This window comes from Cyanothece sp. BG0011 (assembly GCF_003013815.1).
In the GTDB taxonomy this organism is placed as follows: domain Bacteria; phylum Cyanobacteriota; class Cyanobacteriia; order Cyanobacteriales; family Microcystaceae; genus Crocosphaera.
This window is the reverse complement of the sequence record NZ_PRLH01000153.1, coordinates 1-14,785: the sequence shown is the minus strand read 5'-3', so window position 1 is coordinate 14,785 and position 14,785 is coordinate 1. Positions and strand designations below refer to the sequence as shown.

At 39.2% G+C, this 14,785-nt stretch carries 17 protein-coding genes and 1 pseudogene; 10 read left to right on the top strand and 8 right to left on the bottom strand.

Going from position 1 to position 14,785, the window contains the following annotated elements; all coding sequences use genetic code 11:
* Nucleotides 1-19 precede the first annotated feature (19 nt).
* On the top strand, nucleotides 20-937 hold the full coding sequence (locus C4E06_RS20160) for a histone deacetylase (RefSeq protein WP_107670139.1): 918 nt from the start codon (nucleotides 20-22) through the stop codon (nucleotides 935-937).
* A 73-nt stretch (nucleotides 938-1,010) separates the two neighbouring features.
* On the opposite strand, the gene C4E06_RS28250 is transcribed toward C4E06_RS20160, so the two are convergent.
* Nucleotides 1,011-1,244 (bottom strand): hypothetical protein, encoded by a 234-nt coding sequence (locus C4E06_RS28250; protein WP_198648873.1) that lies wholly within the window; start codon nucleotides 1,242-1,244, stop codon nucleotides 1,011-1,013.
* Complete coding sequence (locus C4E06_RS28245) at nucleotides 1,228-1,479, bottom strand: hypothetical protein (RefSeq protein ID WP_198648872.1); 252 nt, start codon at nucleotides 1,477-1,479, stop codon at nucleotides 1,228-1,230. The genes C4E06_RS28250 and C4E06_RS28245 overlap by 17 nt, the downstream gene beginning before the upstream one ends.
* 150 nt (nucleotides 1,480-1,629) lie before the next feature.
* Here C4E06_RS28245 and C4E06_RS27405 point away from each other — a divergent pair, with 150 nt between their 5' ends.
* Nucleotides 1,630-1,794: a hypothetical protein gene (locus tag C4E06_RS27405; RefSeq protein ID WP_157951189.1), complete on the top strand. Its 165-nt coding sequence runs from the start codon at nucleotides 1,630-1,632 to the stop codon at nucleotides 1,792-1,794.
* A gap of 29 nt (nucleotides 1,795-1,823) precedes the next feature.
* Here C4E06_RS27405 and C4E06_RS20150 read toward each other — a convergent pair whose 3' ends face one another.
* Entirely contained in the window at nucleotides 1,824-2,420 is a 597-nt protein-coding gene (locus C4E06_RS20150) for a J domain-containing protein (protein ID WP_107670137.1), read from the bottom strand.
* Between the two features lie 26 nt (nucleotides 2,421-2,446).
* Nucleotides 2,447-2,776: a hypothetical protein gene (locus tag C4E06_RS20145; protein ID WP_198648871.1), complete on the bottom strand. Its 330-nt coding sequence runs from the start codon at nucleotides 2,774-2,776 to the stop codon at nucleotides 2,447-2,449.
* Between the two features lie 13 nt (nucleotides 2,777-2,789).
* On the opposite strand from C4E06_RS20145, the gene C4E06_RS20140 reads away from it, so the two are divergent.
* The 5 genes from C4E06_RS20140 to C4E06_RS20120 all read left to right on the top strand — a co-directional run bounded on the left by C4E06_RS20140 (nucleotide 2,790) and on the right by C4E06_RS20120 (nucleotide 9,196).
* Nucleotides 2,790-3,806: an IS4 family transposase gene (locus tag C4E06_RS20140; RefSeq protein WP_107670153.1), complete on the top strand. Its 1,017-nt coding sequence runs from the start codon at nucleotides 2,790-2,792 to the stop codon at nucleotides 3,804-3,806.
* Between the two features lie 398 nt (nucleotides 3,807-4,204).
* Complete coding sequence (locus C4E06_RS20135; protein WP_198648870.1) at nucleotides 4,205-4,435, top strand: helix-turn-helix transcriptional regulator; 231 nt, start codon at nucleotides 4,205-4,207, stop codon at nucleotides 4,433-4,435.
* Between the two features lie 811 nt (nucleotides 4,436-5,246).
* Entirely contained in the window at nucleotides 5,247-8,225 is a 2,979-nt protein-coding gene (locus C4E06_RS20130) for a phage/plasmid primase, P4 family (protein ID WP_107670135.1), read from the top strand.
* Between the two features lie 35 nt (nucleotides 8,226-8,260).
* Nucleotides 8,261-8,623 (top strand): hypothetical protein, encoded by a 363-nt coding sequence (locus tag C4E06_RS20125; protein WP_107670133.1) that lies wholly within the window; start codon nucleotides 8,261-8,263, stop codon nucleotides 8,621-8,623.
* Between the two features lie 75 nt (nucleotides 8,624-8,698).
* On the top strand, nucleotides 8,699-9,196 hold the full coding sequence (locus C4E06_RS20120) for an AAA family ATPase (protein WP_198648869.1): 498 nt from the start codon (nucleotides 8,699-8,701) through the stop codon (nucleotides 9,194-9,196).
* 130 nt (nucleotides 9,197-9,326) lie between these two features.
* Here the strand turns inward: C4E06_RS20120 and C4E06_RS20115 are convergent.
* Nucleotides 9,327-10,827 (bottom strand): annotated as a pseudogene (locus C4E06_RS20115) (IS66 family transposase).
* A 295-nt stretch (nucleotides 10,828-11,122) separates the two neighbouring features.
* Between C4E06_RS20115 and C4E06_RS20110 the strand changes: the two are divergent.
* A complete protein-coding gene (locus C4E06_RS20110) occupies nucleotides 11,123-11,512 on the top strand; it encodes a hypothetical protein (protein ID WP_198648868.1) in 390 nt (129 codons plus the stop codon).
* Nucleotides 11,513-11,537: 25 nt separating this feature from the next.
* On the opposite strand, the gene C4E06_RS20105 is transcribed toward C4E06_RS20110, so the two are convergent.
* Nucleotides 11,538-11,774, bottom strand: a complete 237-nt coding sequence (locus tag C4E06_RS20105) for a hypothetical protein (RefSeq protein ID WP_198648867.1) — start codon at nucleotides 11,772-11,774, stop codon at nucleotides 11,538-11,540.
* 317 nt (nucleotides 11,775-12,091) lie between these two features.
* Nucleotides 12,092-12,541: a transposase gene (locus C4E06_RS20100; RefSeq protein ID WP_107670131.1), complete on the bottom strand. Its 450-nt coding sequence runs from the start codon at nucleotides 12,539-12,541 to the stop codon at nucleotides 12,092-12,094.
* Between the two features lie 328 nt (nucleotides 12,542-12,869).
* On the opposite strand from C4E06_RS20100, the gene C4E06_RS20095 reads away from it, so the two are divergent.
* A complete protein-coding gene (locus C4E06_RS20095) occupies nucleotides 12,870-13,700 on the top strand; it encodes an Rpn family recombination-promoting nuclease/putative transposase (RefSeq protein WP_107670129.1) in 831 nt (276 codons plus the stop codon).
* A gap of 120 nt (nucleotides 13,701-13,820) precedes the next feature.
* A complete protein-coding gene (locus C4E06_RS29680) occupies nucleotides 13,821-14,237 on the top strand; it encodes an AAA family ATPase (protein WP_198648866.1) in 417 nt (138 codons plus the stop codon).
* Between the two features lie 16 nt (nucleotides 14,238-14,253).
* Here C4E06_RS29680 and C4E06_RS20085 read toward each other — a convergent pair.
* On the bottom strand, nucleotides 14,254-14,785 hold a 532-nt coding region (locus C4E06_RS20085), incomplete at its 5' end, for a peroxidase family protein (protein WP_304529254.1).

The window sequence follows — 14,785 nt, the reverse complement described above, 5'->3', positions numbered from 1 at the left end:
TTACACAAGAAGATTAATAATGAATTTACCCATTGTTTATCATCCTCAATATGTTGCTCCTCTCCCTGACGAACATCGATTCCCAATGAGTAAATTTACCTTACTTTACGAATTATTGGTAAGAAAAAAAATTGCTAAATCTAATGATATTTATTTTCCAGAATTTCCTGAAGAATCATTATTAGAATTAGTCCATTCTAACAATTATATTACCGCTTATTGTCAAGGAACTCTAAAGGAGAAAGAACAACGACGTATTGGTCTTCCTTGGAGCGAAGCTTTAGCAAAACGGACTTGTATTGCAGTTGGAGGAACTATTTTAACTGCTAAATTAGCTTTAAAATTTGGCTTAGCTTGTAACACAGCAGGGGGAACACATCATGCTTTTCGGTCTTATGGTTCAGGGTTTTGTATCTTTAATGATTTAGCTATTACTACTCGTGTTCTACAAAAATTAAAATTAGTCAAAACAGTATTAATTCTTGATCTCGATGTTCATCAAGGAGATGGAACGGCTAAGATATTCCAAAATGATCCCACAGTGTTTACCTTTTCGATGCACTGTGAGTCCAATTTCCCCAGAGAAAAGCAGAAAAGTGATTTAGATGTTTCTCTACCACAAGGATTAGATGATGATGGTTATTTACAGATATTGTCTGAACATCTTCATGACTTATTATCACAAATTAAACCAGATTTAATTTTATATGATGCAGGGGTTGATGTTCATGCTCAGGATCATTTCGGTAAATTAAGTTTAACGGACACAGGAATTTATCGGCGAGAAATGCTGATTTTAAGTAGTTGTATTGCCCAAGGATATCCTGTTGCTAGTGTCATTGGGGGAGGTTATAGTAAAGACCTAAAATCATTGGTTGAGCGACATTCTCTATTACATCGTGCAGCGAAAGAGGTCTATGAATTTTATCAATTGTAACCAAGATTATTTATGGATACTGAGACATAATGGTGTTTTACTAGAACATATTATCCTACATTAGTTTGGGCATTTATGAAAATCCATCACTCCTTAACACAACAGTTGATAACTGTCTTTTCATCATCGCCATTTCCTCTACTAACCCTTGCACCTGCGCCACCAACTCTGTCACCAACGTAGTTAGTGTAGCTTGTTTATTCCGTTGTCCTTTTTGAGTTGATGCGACACTAACTTCTTGCTCTAGGCTGTACAGCTTCTTCTCTAGCCTCTGAATTTCGTTACGACGCTTAATAGCCTCTTTCATCTCCTGATACGCTGGTACTATCTTTAGTCCCCAAATACTGCACCATTTTGGTTTTTCGCTCAGGATTAGGGTTATCTTTGGTAGCAGGAGTATAAACAGCTTTCAGAAGCCTGTAATAAGTGTAGCGTTTACCGTTTTTCTTGGTAATGCTGGTAGTGCCAATCCAGGTGTTAGGGGGTGCTACTTTTCCTTGACGCAGTTGGGCGATACGGGCTTTGATGGCGGCTTGGGACATTGGTGTAAGTTAGTGCTGATATGTTTTATTATGCCTCGGCACTAATTAAAAGGTCAAGGGGGCGATCGCGCGAGTCAGAAGCGATCGCGAATCGAAATATGAACTACAATTTAATCAGGAAAACAATGAAAAGTAATTCTTTTAAAAAATATGGAAAAGCATTCAAAATCTAATCCAAAAATCAAATATGTTCAAATTATTGGTAGAGTATCAAGAATAGAAAAACCTAAAAATGATTTAGAACTTATTGGATTAGAAAAAATTAGTATTCCAGGTCTTCCTCTTCCTGATAAAAAGACTATAGTGAATACTTAGTTTAATGGGGTTAGAACTTATTTTCTAAATTAGGTTTTGATACTTAGAGCATTTTGATAAGCTAATTGAAGTCGATCCCATTGAAAGCGATCGCCACCCGTATCAGGATGATATTTTCGAGAGAGATTTCGATAAGCGGTCTTAATTTCTTCTATAGTAGCATCAGGAGAAACCTCAAGAATTTCCCACCAAAAAGGTTCCGGATTGGAGTGGTAGGTAGGAGAAGAAGTCGGAAGTAGAAAAGGCTCAAAAATCTCCTCAATTGAACTGACACCCCATCGTTCTATTCCTCGTAAAGCTTCGATATGTTTACCGATCGCTCTGAGATTATCTTTAACTTTGAGCCAATGATCACAACTGAAAATATAATCTTTTTTAAAAGCTTTAAAACTGACAATAACTCCTGGATCTGAGGGTTCAGAAAAAGTAGCTAATGGGAGTCCATCTTGTCGAAGGGGAACATTAGAAGAAATAATTACATTAGTAGCCTTAAATCGAGAAAGTTCTTTTAACAAGTCATCTCTCGCTTGAGCAAACGTAACTTTAAATTGTGCTTTTTTTCTTCTATTTACTGAGGTTCTATTTTTAGTAGGAGGCCAACATAAAGGATAAGGATGGATTTCCATGAAGTTAGTATCAGAAGTATTAGAAATTAAGAGATAAAAGGAAGGTTAATATCCCATAAACCCTGTTGTCCCTTAATGGGAATAGGATTAGATAATGGATTAATATTATCTAGTTTCCAAGCAAACCGTCCAGGTTCCCAATGTCCACACAGTAGTTCGGCTTCTAATTGTTCATTGATAAAATCTTTGGTCATCTCAATACAATCGGTTAGATCGCAGACAGCGATCGCCTGACCAAATGGTAAACTATGCCAAGGGTTCTTTATTAGATCAATGCCAGAAATGTTGAATGTTAGAAAAAAGCCTGGAGAAAATCCGTTTAAAATGCTAGAATAAGAAAAAACATAGAAAAGCAAAATAAATAATTTGATTTTACAAAGTTTTCCTAAAGTCATTAAAACTATCTTAAAACCTTTACCTAGAAATGATTATTCGGTTCTCAGTACATTTTCATTTGTCTCCTGCTGGTTGGAGTATGTAATGGATAAAAGTGTTGTGAGTATGCAGGATTTATTTAAAAGATTAAATACTCAAGGAATAGACCTAAAAATATCTAATTTTTCTAAGGCAAGCAAGAAAAGAGACACTCAAGTTTTTCTTGACATCATTAATCAATTAAAAAGAAAGCTTCGTCAACGAAAAGGAGAAAGAAAAGCTCGTTCTTATTTTCCTATTGATTCTACTATACTTAGTCTAACAAGTAAACTTTTATGCAGTCAAGGATATCATCAAGTTAAACTATTTTGTGGATTAGACAACTGGACATCAGAAACAGGAGGAATAGTTATTCATTTTGGGCAAGGACATGACTATAAATATGGACATCAAACAGTAAATGCAATTCCAGAAAATGGAGTAGGCATAATGGATAGAGGGTTCGCTTCTTGTGAAAGAATCAGGGAGTTGAAAGAACAACAAAACAAAGCATTTGTCTTGAGAATTAAAAATAATGTTACTTTAGAAAGGCTAGATGATGGTAATTCTAAAGTAGGAAAAGATGAAAGAGAAGTAGAAATTAGAGTAGTCGCATTTTGTGACTTAGAAGACAGGACTGAATTTAGATTAGCAACTAATTTACCCTTTGATGGAGAAGAAGGAGTAAGCAATGAGGAAATAGCAGAGATTTATGTACAAAGATGGCAGATAGAATTACTTTGGAAATTTTTAAAGATGCACTTAAAATTAGACAGACTAATGACGAAGAATGAGAATGGAATTAGAATCCAAATCTATAGTTGCTTAATTGCTTATTTAATTCTACAGTTAATAGAAATACCATTAGAATTTGGAAAAACGATATTAGATAAACTCCGTTATCTTCAAGCTTATATGTGTCAGGAAATTAGCTATGTACATTGGTTCAGAAAACTGATTTGGTTAAGGTGAAATTTAAGCACCATAGGGTTAGTCTAATTTGATATGTAAAGTTTTCTAAAGACATTCAACATTTCTGGGTTGCAACCCTTGGGTGGGCTGGAAATCTTGGTTTTGTAACATAATAGAAATAGAAAAATGTTGTTTGAGAGGACATTTCATGTGGATATTTCATGGAATGTTCTCTTTTTTTGTTAGATAGTTCAATTGTTCTGTTTAGTAGGCAGGATCTAATTATCCAGAGAACAATTTTTATCCATTACAATAGTAGCCGTTTCGACTACTATTGTCAAGGGAAATATTTACTATATAATTTTAATACGTTACTATAGTAGTCAATAAGTCTAATGCAGCGACTAACAATACACGATAAGGTATTAAGGCTAATGGATAACTGGAATCAAATAATAATGCCGATCAAGTGGCGACTGAAGGCCGTGATGGCTGACAGAGAAATGTCTTATCGGGAGCTTGCACAAGCTACTGGTTTGCATCGAGTAACAGTGAATAAGTTGGTTAATACCTACGAAATGCCTCCCAGGTTAGATCGAAGAACTCTTGAAAAGTTTTGCCGTGTTCTTCAATGTCAACCTGGAGATTTACTTCGGTACACAGAAGAAGAAGACTCTCCTACCAAGTGAAATGTGTCGGGGTTGAGTCTTCTTTACTAATTTGAATGCTAATGATCTCTAAACTGAGAAATTCCCCATCTTTGCGCTTTGGCTTGTTTGCAGTAAGGATTTGATATATATTTGAAGTATTATTCTCAGCAGGATAATTAATGTATAGCGGATATTATTCAAGCAAAGAATCTTCTAAAAAGCCTGAAACGCCGATGTGTCATTGGGGAATGGTTCTCGACGTTTCTTCACGAAGGTTCTTTCTGGAAAATCTCTGCACTAACCCAAAGGAGAAAGTTATGAGATAAGAAAGAGATTGAATTTTTAGACACGACAATAGCCGTAATGACTCTATCATAAAGAATCTTTGCGGTATATACAACCCTTGTGTCAAAAATTCTTTATCGTGACTAAATAACAGAGATAATAGTAATAAATCTTAACTCTGGTTAAATAGACTTTTTTATCTTGTATTTACTCATCCTTTTGGGCTGTTAAACCACCATAAAGGAGTAGAACAATGCACCCGAATTTAGAGCCTTTTAACCCCCAAGGGGACAAAGTATCTGATAAGCATTCAAAAATAACTATGCTTATGACAAAAAGCATAGAGTTAAGTGTTTATTTAATTGAGTCGAAATAGGAAAGACTGGTGATGCTCTGTCCTTATGACTGCTGCTATTTTTAGCTGACAGAACAAGAACTGGTGACGAACATTGCACCAGCTACACATTATGTATTTTTTTTATCTTAGTTCTTACAGCTTGAAAAATCCAAGTAGTAAGCCAATACTATAGGGCATCTCCAGCACATTACAAACACTGGAGTAATCATGAATAACATCAATGAACAACACCATAACGAATGGGTCATAGGTTCCGGAGTCGACCCCGAAATTGTCTATCTCAATGTGCGATCGCTTACCGGACCGGCCACTTATGACTTCCTCCTATACTCGGAAAACGTACCCCGTCGGAATGATGGACGAATCAACAACAGAACCTTGAAAGCCAATCAGCACCTAGAAGACGGAGGATGGGGAGTCAACGCCATTGACCCGGAAACAGGAGAAGACATTCTCTGGGGCCAACTCAAACCGAATAAACCAAAAATCACCCCAGACGGCAAAGTGAGAAAATATGAAGTCCCACCCTTTGAACCGGTTCAGGCTATTTGCCTAAAAGTTTCCCATCGAATCGGGTTAAAAGTAGCCAAAAAAGCAGGTCTATTGAAGAAATATCGAGAGCGTATCCGTGAGCAATGGATAATGACCGAGGGCATCACTTATAAAGAATTCTTACGGCAAAAAGACCAGTTATTCTGGAAATGGGTGAAGAAGAATCCAGATGTGGCGATCGCAGTTGTCGAAGGCACGAAAAAAGCCGGGGCATTGTTATCCCAAGGAATAGCGGCCATTAGTATCCCTGGAATATGGAACGGTTCACCCAAAGATGAGGACGGAAACCCCACGTTATTGCCACAGCTTCAATACTTAGCACAACCGGGCCGCGAGGTTGTCATCGTATTTGACCAAGATGAGAAATTAAAAACCCAGGCTAGTGTCATAGCAGCCAGGGAAAGATTAGCGTCGTGTTTCCGAGAAGCGTGTTGTAAAGTTTTATTTCTAAGTTGGGAGACACTGGAGAAAGGGATCGATGATGCCATTGTTGCCAACGGGTCCCAATGGTTCAGTGAGGTATGGGAAAACCGGAGTAACGAACCGGCCCCAATCAAGATTACAAAACTGGAGCATGACCTACCAAAATGGAGTGAAGAGGGATTAACCCTTTATTTTGAGGAGTTGTACAAAGATAGGCTGATTTTTGAAGATGCCACAGGGGAATGGCATTTATACAGTGCCGAAAAAGAAGGAATATGGGGAAAAATCAGTAAAATCCAACTAGAAAGGAGGATAATCTTAGAACTAAGAGAATTAAAGCAGAAATTTGAGCAAATTAATGGTCAAATCGCCCAAGCCATTAAGAGTGTCAAAGAAAGTAATCGAAGTAGAGACGAGAAAAAAGATATTATTGAGCAATTAAAGGCACAAAAACCGACTTATCGGGAAATTACCATTAACTTTGTCGAAAAACTAGGAAAAAAACTCTCTAGAATTTTATTGGTTAAAGAAATGGCTTGTAATGCCCATAAAGGATTAATCCCCTTCCGGAATGGGGTACTCGACATAGAGACAAGAGACTTATGGCCCCATAGTCCCACCAATTACTTTACTTGGTGCTTACCCTACGATTACAACCCCTTGGCCACAGGGGAACCCATCAAACAGTGGTTATTGGAAATGATGCAGGGGGATGAGTCCTTAGTAGAATTAGTGAGGGCTTATCTTCATGGGGTGGTAACAGGCCGTGCCGATTGGCAGAAATTTTTAGAGTTAATTGGCCCCGGAGGAACTGGCAAATCAACCCTAATCAGATTAGCGATCGCCTTAGTAGGATTCTCTAATTGCCATGTAACAACATTAAAGCGGTTAGAAACCTCGAAATTCGAGACAGCTAACATCAAGGATAAAAGACTCGTCCTAGTCACCGATGCCGAAAGATATACAGGGGATGTCACCACCCTCAAAGCCTTAACAGGAGAGGACAGCTTACCTTACGAAAAGAAAATGCAGCAAGCGACGGGGGGATTTAAACCCGACTGTTTGGTGATTATCGCCGGTAACGAGCATATCAAAACCTCTGACTATACCAGTGGATTACAACGCCGGCGCATTACCGTAGGTATGAGACGAAAAATTAGTGAAGAGAATCAACGGAACCTGATTAAGCATGATAACCGAGGGAATATATCAGGGGAATTTGTGCCATATATTCCTGGGTTTCTCAATTGGGTATTGGAGATGGAGAGTGAAAAAGCCTCTGAGTGCATCAAAAATGCCCATTCTAGGTGTGTAAAGCTCACCTTCGAACGGATAGAGTCAATGGTAGAAAACAACCCTATTGCAGCGTGGTTAAATGAGAATATCATCTACGACCCCCAAAGTTATACCCATGTAGGAAAGGCCATTAAATCCACAGAAAGCGATGAGGTGTATAGAGGAGCATCAAAATGGCTATACCCAAACTATTGTGCATTCTGTGAAGGAATCAAAGTTAATCCCATTAGTCTTAACCGGTTTTCAACCCTGTTACTAGATTTATGTAACCACCAACTCAACTTAAACGATGTAGTGAAAGACCGGAACCGAAATGGGGTGTTTATCCAAGGGTTAAAAATCCGTGACCATTTGGATGACGAAGCCCCATTCATCGAAGGACTATGGGTGAAACGATTAACCTTGAGTGAAGCTCAAAAATCCACCGCCGTGACTGATGATGTAATGGCTAATAAGCCCTATGTAATCCTTGAAACCCATACAGGAGAAGATTGTGATGGCTGTGTAGGCACTTTAAAGGATCAGCAGAAAAATGATTTTGTTATTGATCAACCTTTAAGTTTGGAAAGGGAAAGTATCAAGGTGGAGGTTGAGGAAAATGTAGTCGTAGCGAAAACCCCCTCAAGGTCATCACAGCCATCACAGTCAACTCCCGTAAGGATCGTAGAGACAAAACCCTGCCATGATAGCCCATCACAAGAGCAGATTAATGACCATGGGGATCAACAAGAAAGTCAACCCATCCCCCAGTATGAAGTGGGCCAGCTACTAGAAGGATTGATCCCCCATCCCGTAACCGGAACCATGAAGGTAATGGGGAAAGTGGTCTTAGAAAATGGCGATCATTGGTTAAAAGATAAGCAGGGAATAACTTATCCAATATCAGTGATGGAGGGAATAACGGTGTTAAATTAATTAGAAATAGGTGGTACTAATTCAAGAAAAAAGTGATGATTGAAGAAATTAGAAAACGACTAGATGTTTATGATTCAAGTCCGACCGAATGTGATGGGATGACGAGAATTTGTAGTACAATTTTAACGAAGGAGGGAATTAAACATCAGCTAATGTTAGGAAGTATAATCTATGAAAATAGAAAAATAGAACCTCATTTTTGGATTAATTTAGCGAATAATTATTGTATTGATTATCGATTAAGAATGTGGTTCGGAAAAGATAGCAATATTCCTCATGGGGTATTTAACGTTAAAGATTTTCCGAGGCTAAAGTATCAAGGAAACCCTATTAATTGGGAGCCTTTAAGTCCAGAAGTTTTATTAATATTAACATTACCATTTGGCGAAGCAATCTAAAACTTAAAATCAATAGGAGAGGCTTTAAAATCTTGGTAAGATATTATATAATTAATAAAAAGTTCTGAAAAAATTATGAGTCAATCAGTAATTGTCCCTGACGAATTAGGGGAAATAATAACAGCCGTTATCGAATTTTATCAAGATGCAGTTGATAAAATAGAGCCAAAAATCGTCTTCTTAGAATTAAGAAAAAATATAGTGGACTGGGTATCAAGAACTCAGTTAAAAATAGAAGAAAAAGAAATTCAAGGGACTGGACTAACGAGACAACAACAAACAGCCTATGAAGAGATGATCAATTTTATTGAGAATAGTTCGGATCAATACTTTAGATTAAGTGGATATGCTGGTACAGGAAAAAGCTTTTTAATGGCTAAAGTAATTGAATGGTTGAAACAAGAAGACTATAAATATGCAGTGGCTGCTCCTACTAATAAAGCAGCTAAGAATTTAACCCAAATTGCCCGTAGTCAAGGAATAAAAATAGAAGCGACAACTGTAGCTAAACTTGTAACTGCTCACCGCAACAAGAAAGCATTATTGAAAAGCACGACAAGCTACATCAATTGAGGAAATAAAAAACCGCTACTAGAATGAAAAAATGAATAAATTTTGTTTAGTTCTCTATAGCAACCAGAGAACTAAACTCCATCTCTTCAGTAGGAGAGGAGACAGTCAAATCCCCTCCACCGCCTTGCGCTTAAAACATTTCTAATCCAGGCGGACTACGACCAGCTAAGGATAATAACTCGCACAATTGGACAATGGCATTGTGACCCTGTAATCTCATTGTCTCCAAAAAACTGAACATTTGAGTGACTAACTCGGCTCCCCAGTCACTTCTTGCTCCACCACTGACTTTGCGGTGAATGACAATGGGACGCAAGGCTCTCTCGGCATCATTATTATCAGGTTTAACTTCAGGATGAGTCAAAAAAGTGAACCACTCTTCCCAATGTCGTTTGAGACGGTTAATCAATCGTTGTGCATCATAAGGCCATCCTTTTTTGGGAGTCGCTTTGAAAATCTCTTGCAGCAAGTTCTCGACTTCAGTTCTTTTGGAGCCTAACTCCTCAAAGGCTAAAATTTGAGCATGATACTGACGATGATAAATACGGGCTGTGGCTAAAACTTGCTGCACATCGGCAGCAAATTGTCGATTGGCTGGAAAACGACTGGTTTTAAGGGATTCTAACTCTCTTTCAAGGTGCGCCAAGCATTTTTGTTTAGCGTAAGCACTTTGTCTAAAGTAAGCACTATAGCAATCACTGGTGAGGATGCCCTCAAAATCTGTGCCTAACAATTTCTCAACTTCGGCCGAGCTTCTGGTGGGGGCTAACATCAACACACAGACCTCAGTGGATGTGGCCACCCAAACCCAGTATTTGATGCCATCAATACAGTAGGTGGTTTCATCAACACATCGGATTCGGAGGCATCTGTATGTACTTCAACCACTGTTGGGTCAAGGGTTCTAAACTTTCTTGAAACCATTTGTGCATTTTGGCGAGGCTACCTTGAGAAATGGGAATGCCAAAGACATACTCGACAAAATGTTCTTGTTTGCGCCATGTGAGATTGCCCCCATAACCAAGCCATCCCACAATGCTACTTAAGCGCGCCCCATAACTAAATCCCTCTTTAACCCCCAATGGGAGAGGACTGTAACCTGACCATCCACAAATAGGACATTGATAGAATCCGCGACGATATTCCCTGATTTCTATGGGTTGCTCTACTACTTCTGCCACTTGTTGCACTTTTTCAGGGGCGACTTCATCTCGTTCTACTGAACCCCCACAAACTGGACAGTTTTCTAGCTCTAAAGGAACTATCTTATCGGGCTGCCCAAAACCATTACGGGTGTTGCCTGGGTGGTTATATTTTGGTCCTCGTTTAAATCCTTTTTTCCGTTTCTTTTTGTCAGAAGGCTTTTTCAGTTGGTCTGAAGATGGGGGGACTGAACTGTTTTTCGAGTCACGGTTTTTGAGCTTATCTCTCTCTTCTTTCAATTTTTCAATCTCTTGTTGTTGTGCAGAGATTTGTTGGTCTTTGTTCTCAATCAGTCGTTGTTGAAGGGATAACTGTTGTTGCACCTTGACTAGCCACTCAACCATGAACACATTGGTCGCTAACTGTTCCTCAGCGACGGCTCTGACTAGCTCTGTATCAATGGCATCATTGGTTATCATAACCCCCAATATACATAAAAATCCTCGATTTTACCTCTATGTTGTCAAGAGCGATTCTTTATTGCGGTGAGCAATTACAATTTTTTCCCCGTCCTGCAAGGCCAATAGCTTAGGACAATCCTTGAACTGTCATAGCAATTTATCCTTAAACTTGGGTGGTGCTAGGATTAACTTGGGACTGATAACAATTCAGTTACTCGTGGTGTGAGAGAGTTCGCATAGAAAGCACTTGGGGTCGAAACATGGCAAGACTCCCAGGTGCTTTTTGGCAAAATTAGGAAAGATTGGGTCGCCATAATAGCAAGTGCCAGCTAAGATCGAAAAAAGTGAGGAATTTATTGTGGTGATGAGAATGTGGAAAAATTTGTCAGTAGGTATGGGTCTAATGGCGATAGGTATTTTGGCTATGACTCCATTATCCATAGCAAAAGAGACGGGACAATCTTCAGTCCCCAATGAGGAAACGGATTTTGAGCCATTGCAACAGGGTGGCATTGGAGCAGGTATCTCTGAGAACCTCAACCCTTGGGAGGTAGAAGGGGAAAGGGAAAATTATTATGAATATCCTTTGCAAGCAGAGTCAACGCAGATCAATCAGAATATTCTTCCTAGTACCTCAGACAACAATTGGCTTTATGGGAACACAAACAATCCTAGACAAAGGAGTGGGACTATCCCCTTTATTAGATTTTAAAAACTATCACGTTTATGGGAAAGTATTAGGCAAATTGTTCCTCTAAGCGACACTCAGCTAAATCTCGGATCAAGGCAATGCGCTGTTCAATGTAGTGGGTTAAACCCTTGATTTCTTCAAAGCTAAGGTCTTTATGGTCTTGAAATTGAGATAGTAATTTATCAATTAATTCAGCATTATTTAAACTTAAAATGCGATGAGCTTGGATTTGTTCAATATTAGACCACAGTTGCTTTATTGTGTTGGGATCGTTGTTAATCACGGCTTTTCCTCACACTATCGACTTGTTCTCATACACAATATGGCAACAACTTTTTGATTACAGTAGTCGAGAATACATTTTTGGTCTGGTTATAGCCAAAGTGGGTGAATCGAAGATAAAACTGAGTAATTTAGTTTAATAAGTTGCAGTAAAGAACATAGACAAAAAGATAAAACCAAGGGCAGCTAAAACAACCAAGAGAAATAAAAAAAGGTTGGTCAGTGTCATCGTTAAATATTCAGACTGATCACTTCAATTCTAATCTGGGGTTTTTCCCTTTTCAGCAAACCCTAACTATCACCATACAACCTATTATCCTACAATTGTCCCATAAACTGCCTTTTTATCCACGTAATTTCCTCGACCAACCCTTGTACCTGCGCCACCAACTCTGTCACCAACGTAGTTAGTGTAGCTTGTTTATTCCGTTGTCCTTTTTGAGTTGATGCGACACTAACTTGTTTTTCTAGTTTATACAGCTTCCTTTCCAATTCCTGAATCTCATTACGACGCTTAATAGCCTCTTTCATCTCCTGATAGGCTGTACTCTCTTTACTCCCCAAATACTGCACCATTTTCGTCTTACGGGTCGGATTGGGATTATCTTTAGTAGCAGGAGGGTAATAAGCTTTCATTAGCCTGTAATAAGTGTAGCGTTTACCATTTTTCTTGGTGATGCTCGTGGTTCCAATCCAGGTGTTAGGTGGTGCTACTTTTCCTTGTGCTTTGAGTTGATGGATACGGGCTTTGATGGCAGTTTGAGACATTGGTGTAAGTTAGTGCTGATATGTTTTATTATACTTCAGCACTAACTGGGGGTCAAGGGGGTGATCTCGAAAGAGAGCCTCTTTGCTGTGTGCTGCTTAATTAGCCAAAATTTGACCAGAGGCCAATATCAGCCAACAGAGAAAAGTAAGTAATTTAATCACAATTTTAAGTAAGAATTAACCCTCAATTTAACCCAATTTTATCCCCAACAAAAATACTAATAATATCATGCTTAATTAGGCATTCTCCCTTGAATAAAAAGAGTGATTTTGATACAATAAAGGGAGAATAAAAGCCATCAATGTTCTAATAGTGCTTTAATTAATTGTGAAAACAGATAGTATATTTTATCGAATCTTTCTTGACTATCCCCAAAGCTTCTTCGACTTAATTGGAGAATCGTCAGCCCAAGAAAATAACTACAAATTTTCTTCTGTTGAAGTTAAACAACTGTCTTTTCGACTTGATGGCTTGTTTCTTCCTACTGACGAAAATTCTAACCTTCCCCTCTATTTGGTAGAGGTTCAGTTTCAAGCCGATGGGAATTTATATTATCGTTTATTCTCAGAGTTTTTTCTGTTTCTGAGACAATATAAACCTCCCCATCCTTGGCAGATGGTTGTAATTTATCCTAGCCGTAAAATTGAGAGAGAACAAACCATCCACTTTGGAGGATTTCTCAAGTTACCAAATATAACAAGAGTTTATTTAGATGAGTTAGGAGAATCCACTAAAAACTCTTTGGGAATTGGCATGATTAATCTTGTGGTAGAATCAGAGGAAAAGTCGGTTTCTAAAGCTAAGAAGTTAATTGAAAAAGCTCAAAATCAACTTATAGATGAAGGCACTAAACGACAGTTAATTGATTTAATTGAAAGTATCATTGTATATAAATTCCCCCAAAAAAGCAGAGAGGAAATCGAAGCCATGTTTGAATTAGCTGATTTAAAGAAAACTAAGGTTTATCAAGAAGCTTTTACAGAAGGAGAAGCTAAATTAGTCTTGCTGCTTCTTAACACTCGTTTCCCAGAGCTATCATCGGCCTATCAAGAGCAAATACAAGGATTGTCCACTGAGCAGTTAGAGAATCTAGCAAAAGCCTTCTTAAACTTTGGCAGTGAAGCTGACTTAAGACAATGGTTAGAGCAAAATGGCTAAGTTACAGTGCGATCGCCATTAAATCAACCGTAGTGATTCATAAAGAAAAATCAAGGATAAAGGGGTTGAATCCCCCAACAGTGGCAAAATAAGAGAAATGTTGCCAAGAGGTTACGGGGAATGGCCATCAAACGAGGGACTACAGGTAAGAAAAATACCCAATCGCCTAAGACAACGACTCGTTCTAGGAATCCTCAGCAACCAGCACAAACCGTTGAGTCATCCCCCGAACACCAAGAAAGATTGTTAGATCCCACCAGCAAAGACTCCGATGATAGCAATGGTCAGAATATACGCCCTCATCGCTTAGAGGATTATATTGGCCAGGAATCCCTGAAATCTGTCTTGAAAATAGGCATCAAAGCAGCTCTTGGCAGACAAGACCCCCTCGACCACTTGCTCCTCTACGGCCCACCAGGATTAGGAAAAACAACCATGTCCTTGCTCCTCGCAGAAGAAATGGGAGTGAACTGTAAAATCACCGCAGCACCCAAAATAAGGCAACAAAATCAACACATTGAAAGGGCTGGTGCGTAGGGATGCGTCTTGAGGGTTAGGCCAGATCAAAGCGATCGGCGTTCATCACTTTCGTCCAAGCTGCCACGAAGTCTTGTACAAACTTCTCTCTGTTGTCATCCTGTGCATAGACTTCGGCATAGGCACGCAGGATCGAGTTGGAGCCGAAGACAAGATCCACCCGTGTCGCCGTCCACTTGACCTGATTCGTCGTGCGATCGCAGATTTCATACAGGTTATTACCGGCTGGTTTCCATAGGTAGTTCATGTCTGTCAGGTTCACGAAGAAGTCGTTAGTTAATACGCCTTCGCGATCAGTGAACACACCGTGCTTAGTGCCGCGATAATTGCTACCTAGCACACGCATACCGCCAACCAGCACCGTCATCTCAGGGGCAGTCAACCCCATCAGTTGGGTGCGATCGAGCATTAGCTCTTCGGGGCTAACGGCGTAGTTCTGCTTGAGCCAGTTACGGTAGCCGTCATGAATGGGTTCTAGGGGGTCGAACGATTTGGCATCAGTCATCTCGTCCGTTGCGTCGCCCCGGCCAGGGGAGAAGGGAACGGTA

Excerpts from the sequence above, each read along its gene's own strand:
- C4E06_RS29680 (WP_198648866.1), top strand. The coding sequence starts at position 13,821 with ATGGCCATCAAACGAGGGACTACAGGTAAGAAAAATACCCAATCGCCT.
- C4E06_RS20100 (WP_107670131.1), bottom strand. The coding sequence starts at position 12,541 with ATGTCTCAAACTGCCATCAAAGCCCGTATCCATCAACTCAAAGCACAA.
- C4E06_RS28250 (WP_198648873.1), bottom strand. The coding sequence starts at position 1,244 with ATGAAAGAGGCTATTAAGCGTCGTAACGAAATTCAGAGGCTAGAGAAG.
- C4E06_RS20135 (WP_198648870.1), top strand. The coding sequence starts at position 4,205 with ATGCCGATCAAGTGGCGACTGAAGGCCGTGATGGCTGACAGAGAAATG.
- C4E06_RS20160 (WP_107670139.1), top strand. The coding sequence starts at position 20 with ATGAATTTACCCATTGTTTATCATCCTCAATATGTTGCTCCTCTCCCT.
- C4E06_RS27405 (WP_157951189.1), top strand. The coding sequence starts at position 1,630 with ATGGAAAAGCATTCAAAATCTAATCCAAAAATCAAATATGTTCAAATT.
- C4E06_RS28245 (WP_198648872.1), bottom strand. The coding sequence starts at position 1,479 with ATGTCCCAAGCCGCCATCAAAGCCCGTATCGCCCAACTGCGTCAAGGA.
- C4E06_RS20150 (WP_107670137.1), bottom strand. The coding sequence starts at position 2,420 with ATGGAAATCCATCCTTATCCTTTATGTTGGCCTCCTACTAAAAATAGA.
- C4E06_RS20125 (WP_107670133.1), top strand. The coding sequence starts at position 8,261 with ATGATTGAAGAAATTAGAAAACGACTAGATGTTTATGATTCAAGTCCG.
- C4E06_RS20130 (WP_107670135.1), top strand. The coding sequence starts at position 5,247 with ATGAATAACATCAATGAACAACACCATAACGAATGGGTCATAGGTTCC.
- C4E06_RS20120 (WP_198648869.1), top strand. The coding sequence starts at position 8,699 with ATGAGTCAATCAGTAATTGTCCCTGACGAATTAGGGGAAATAATAACA.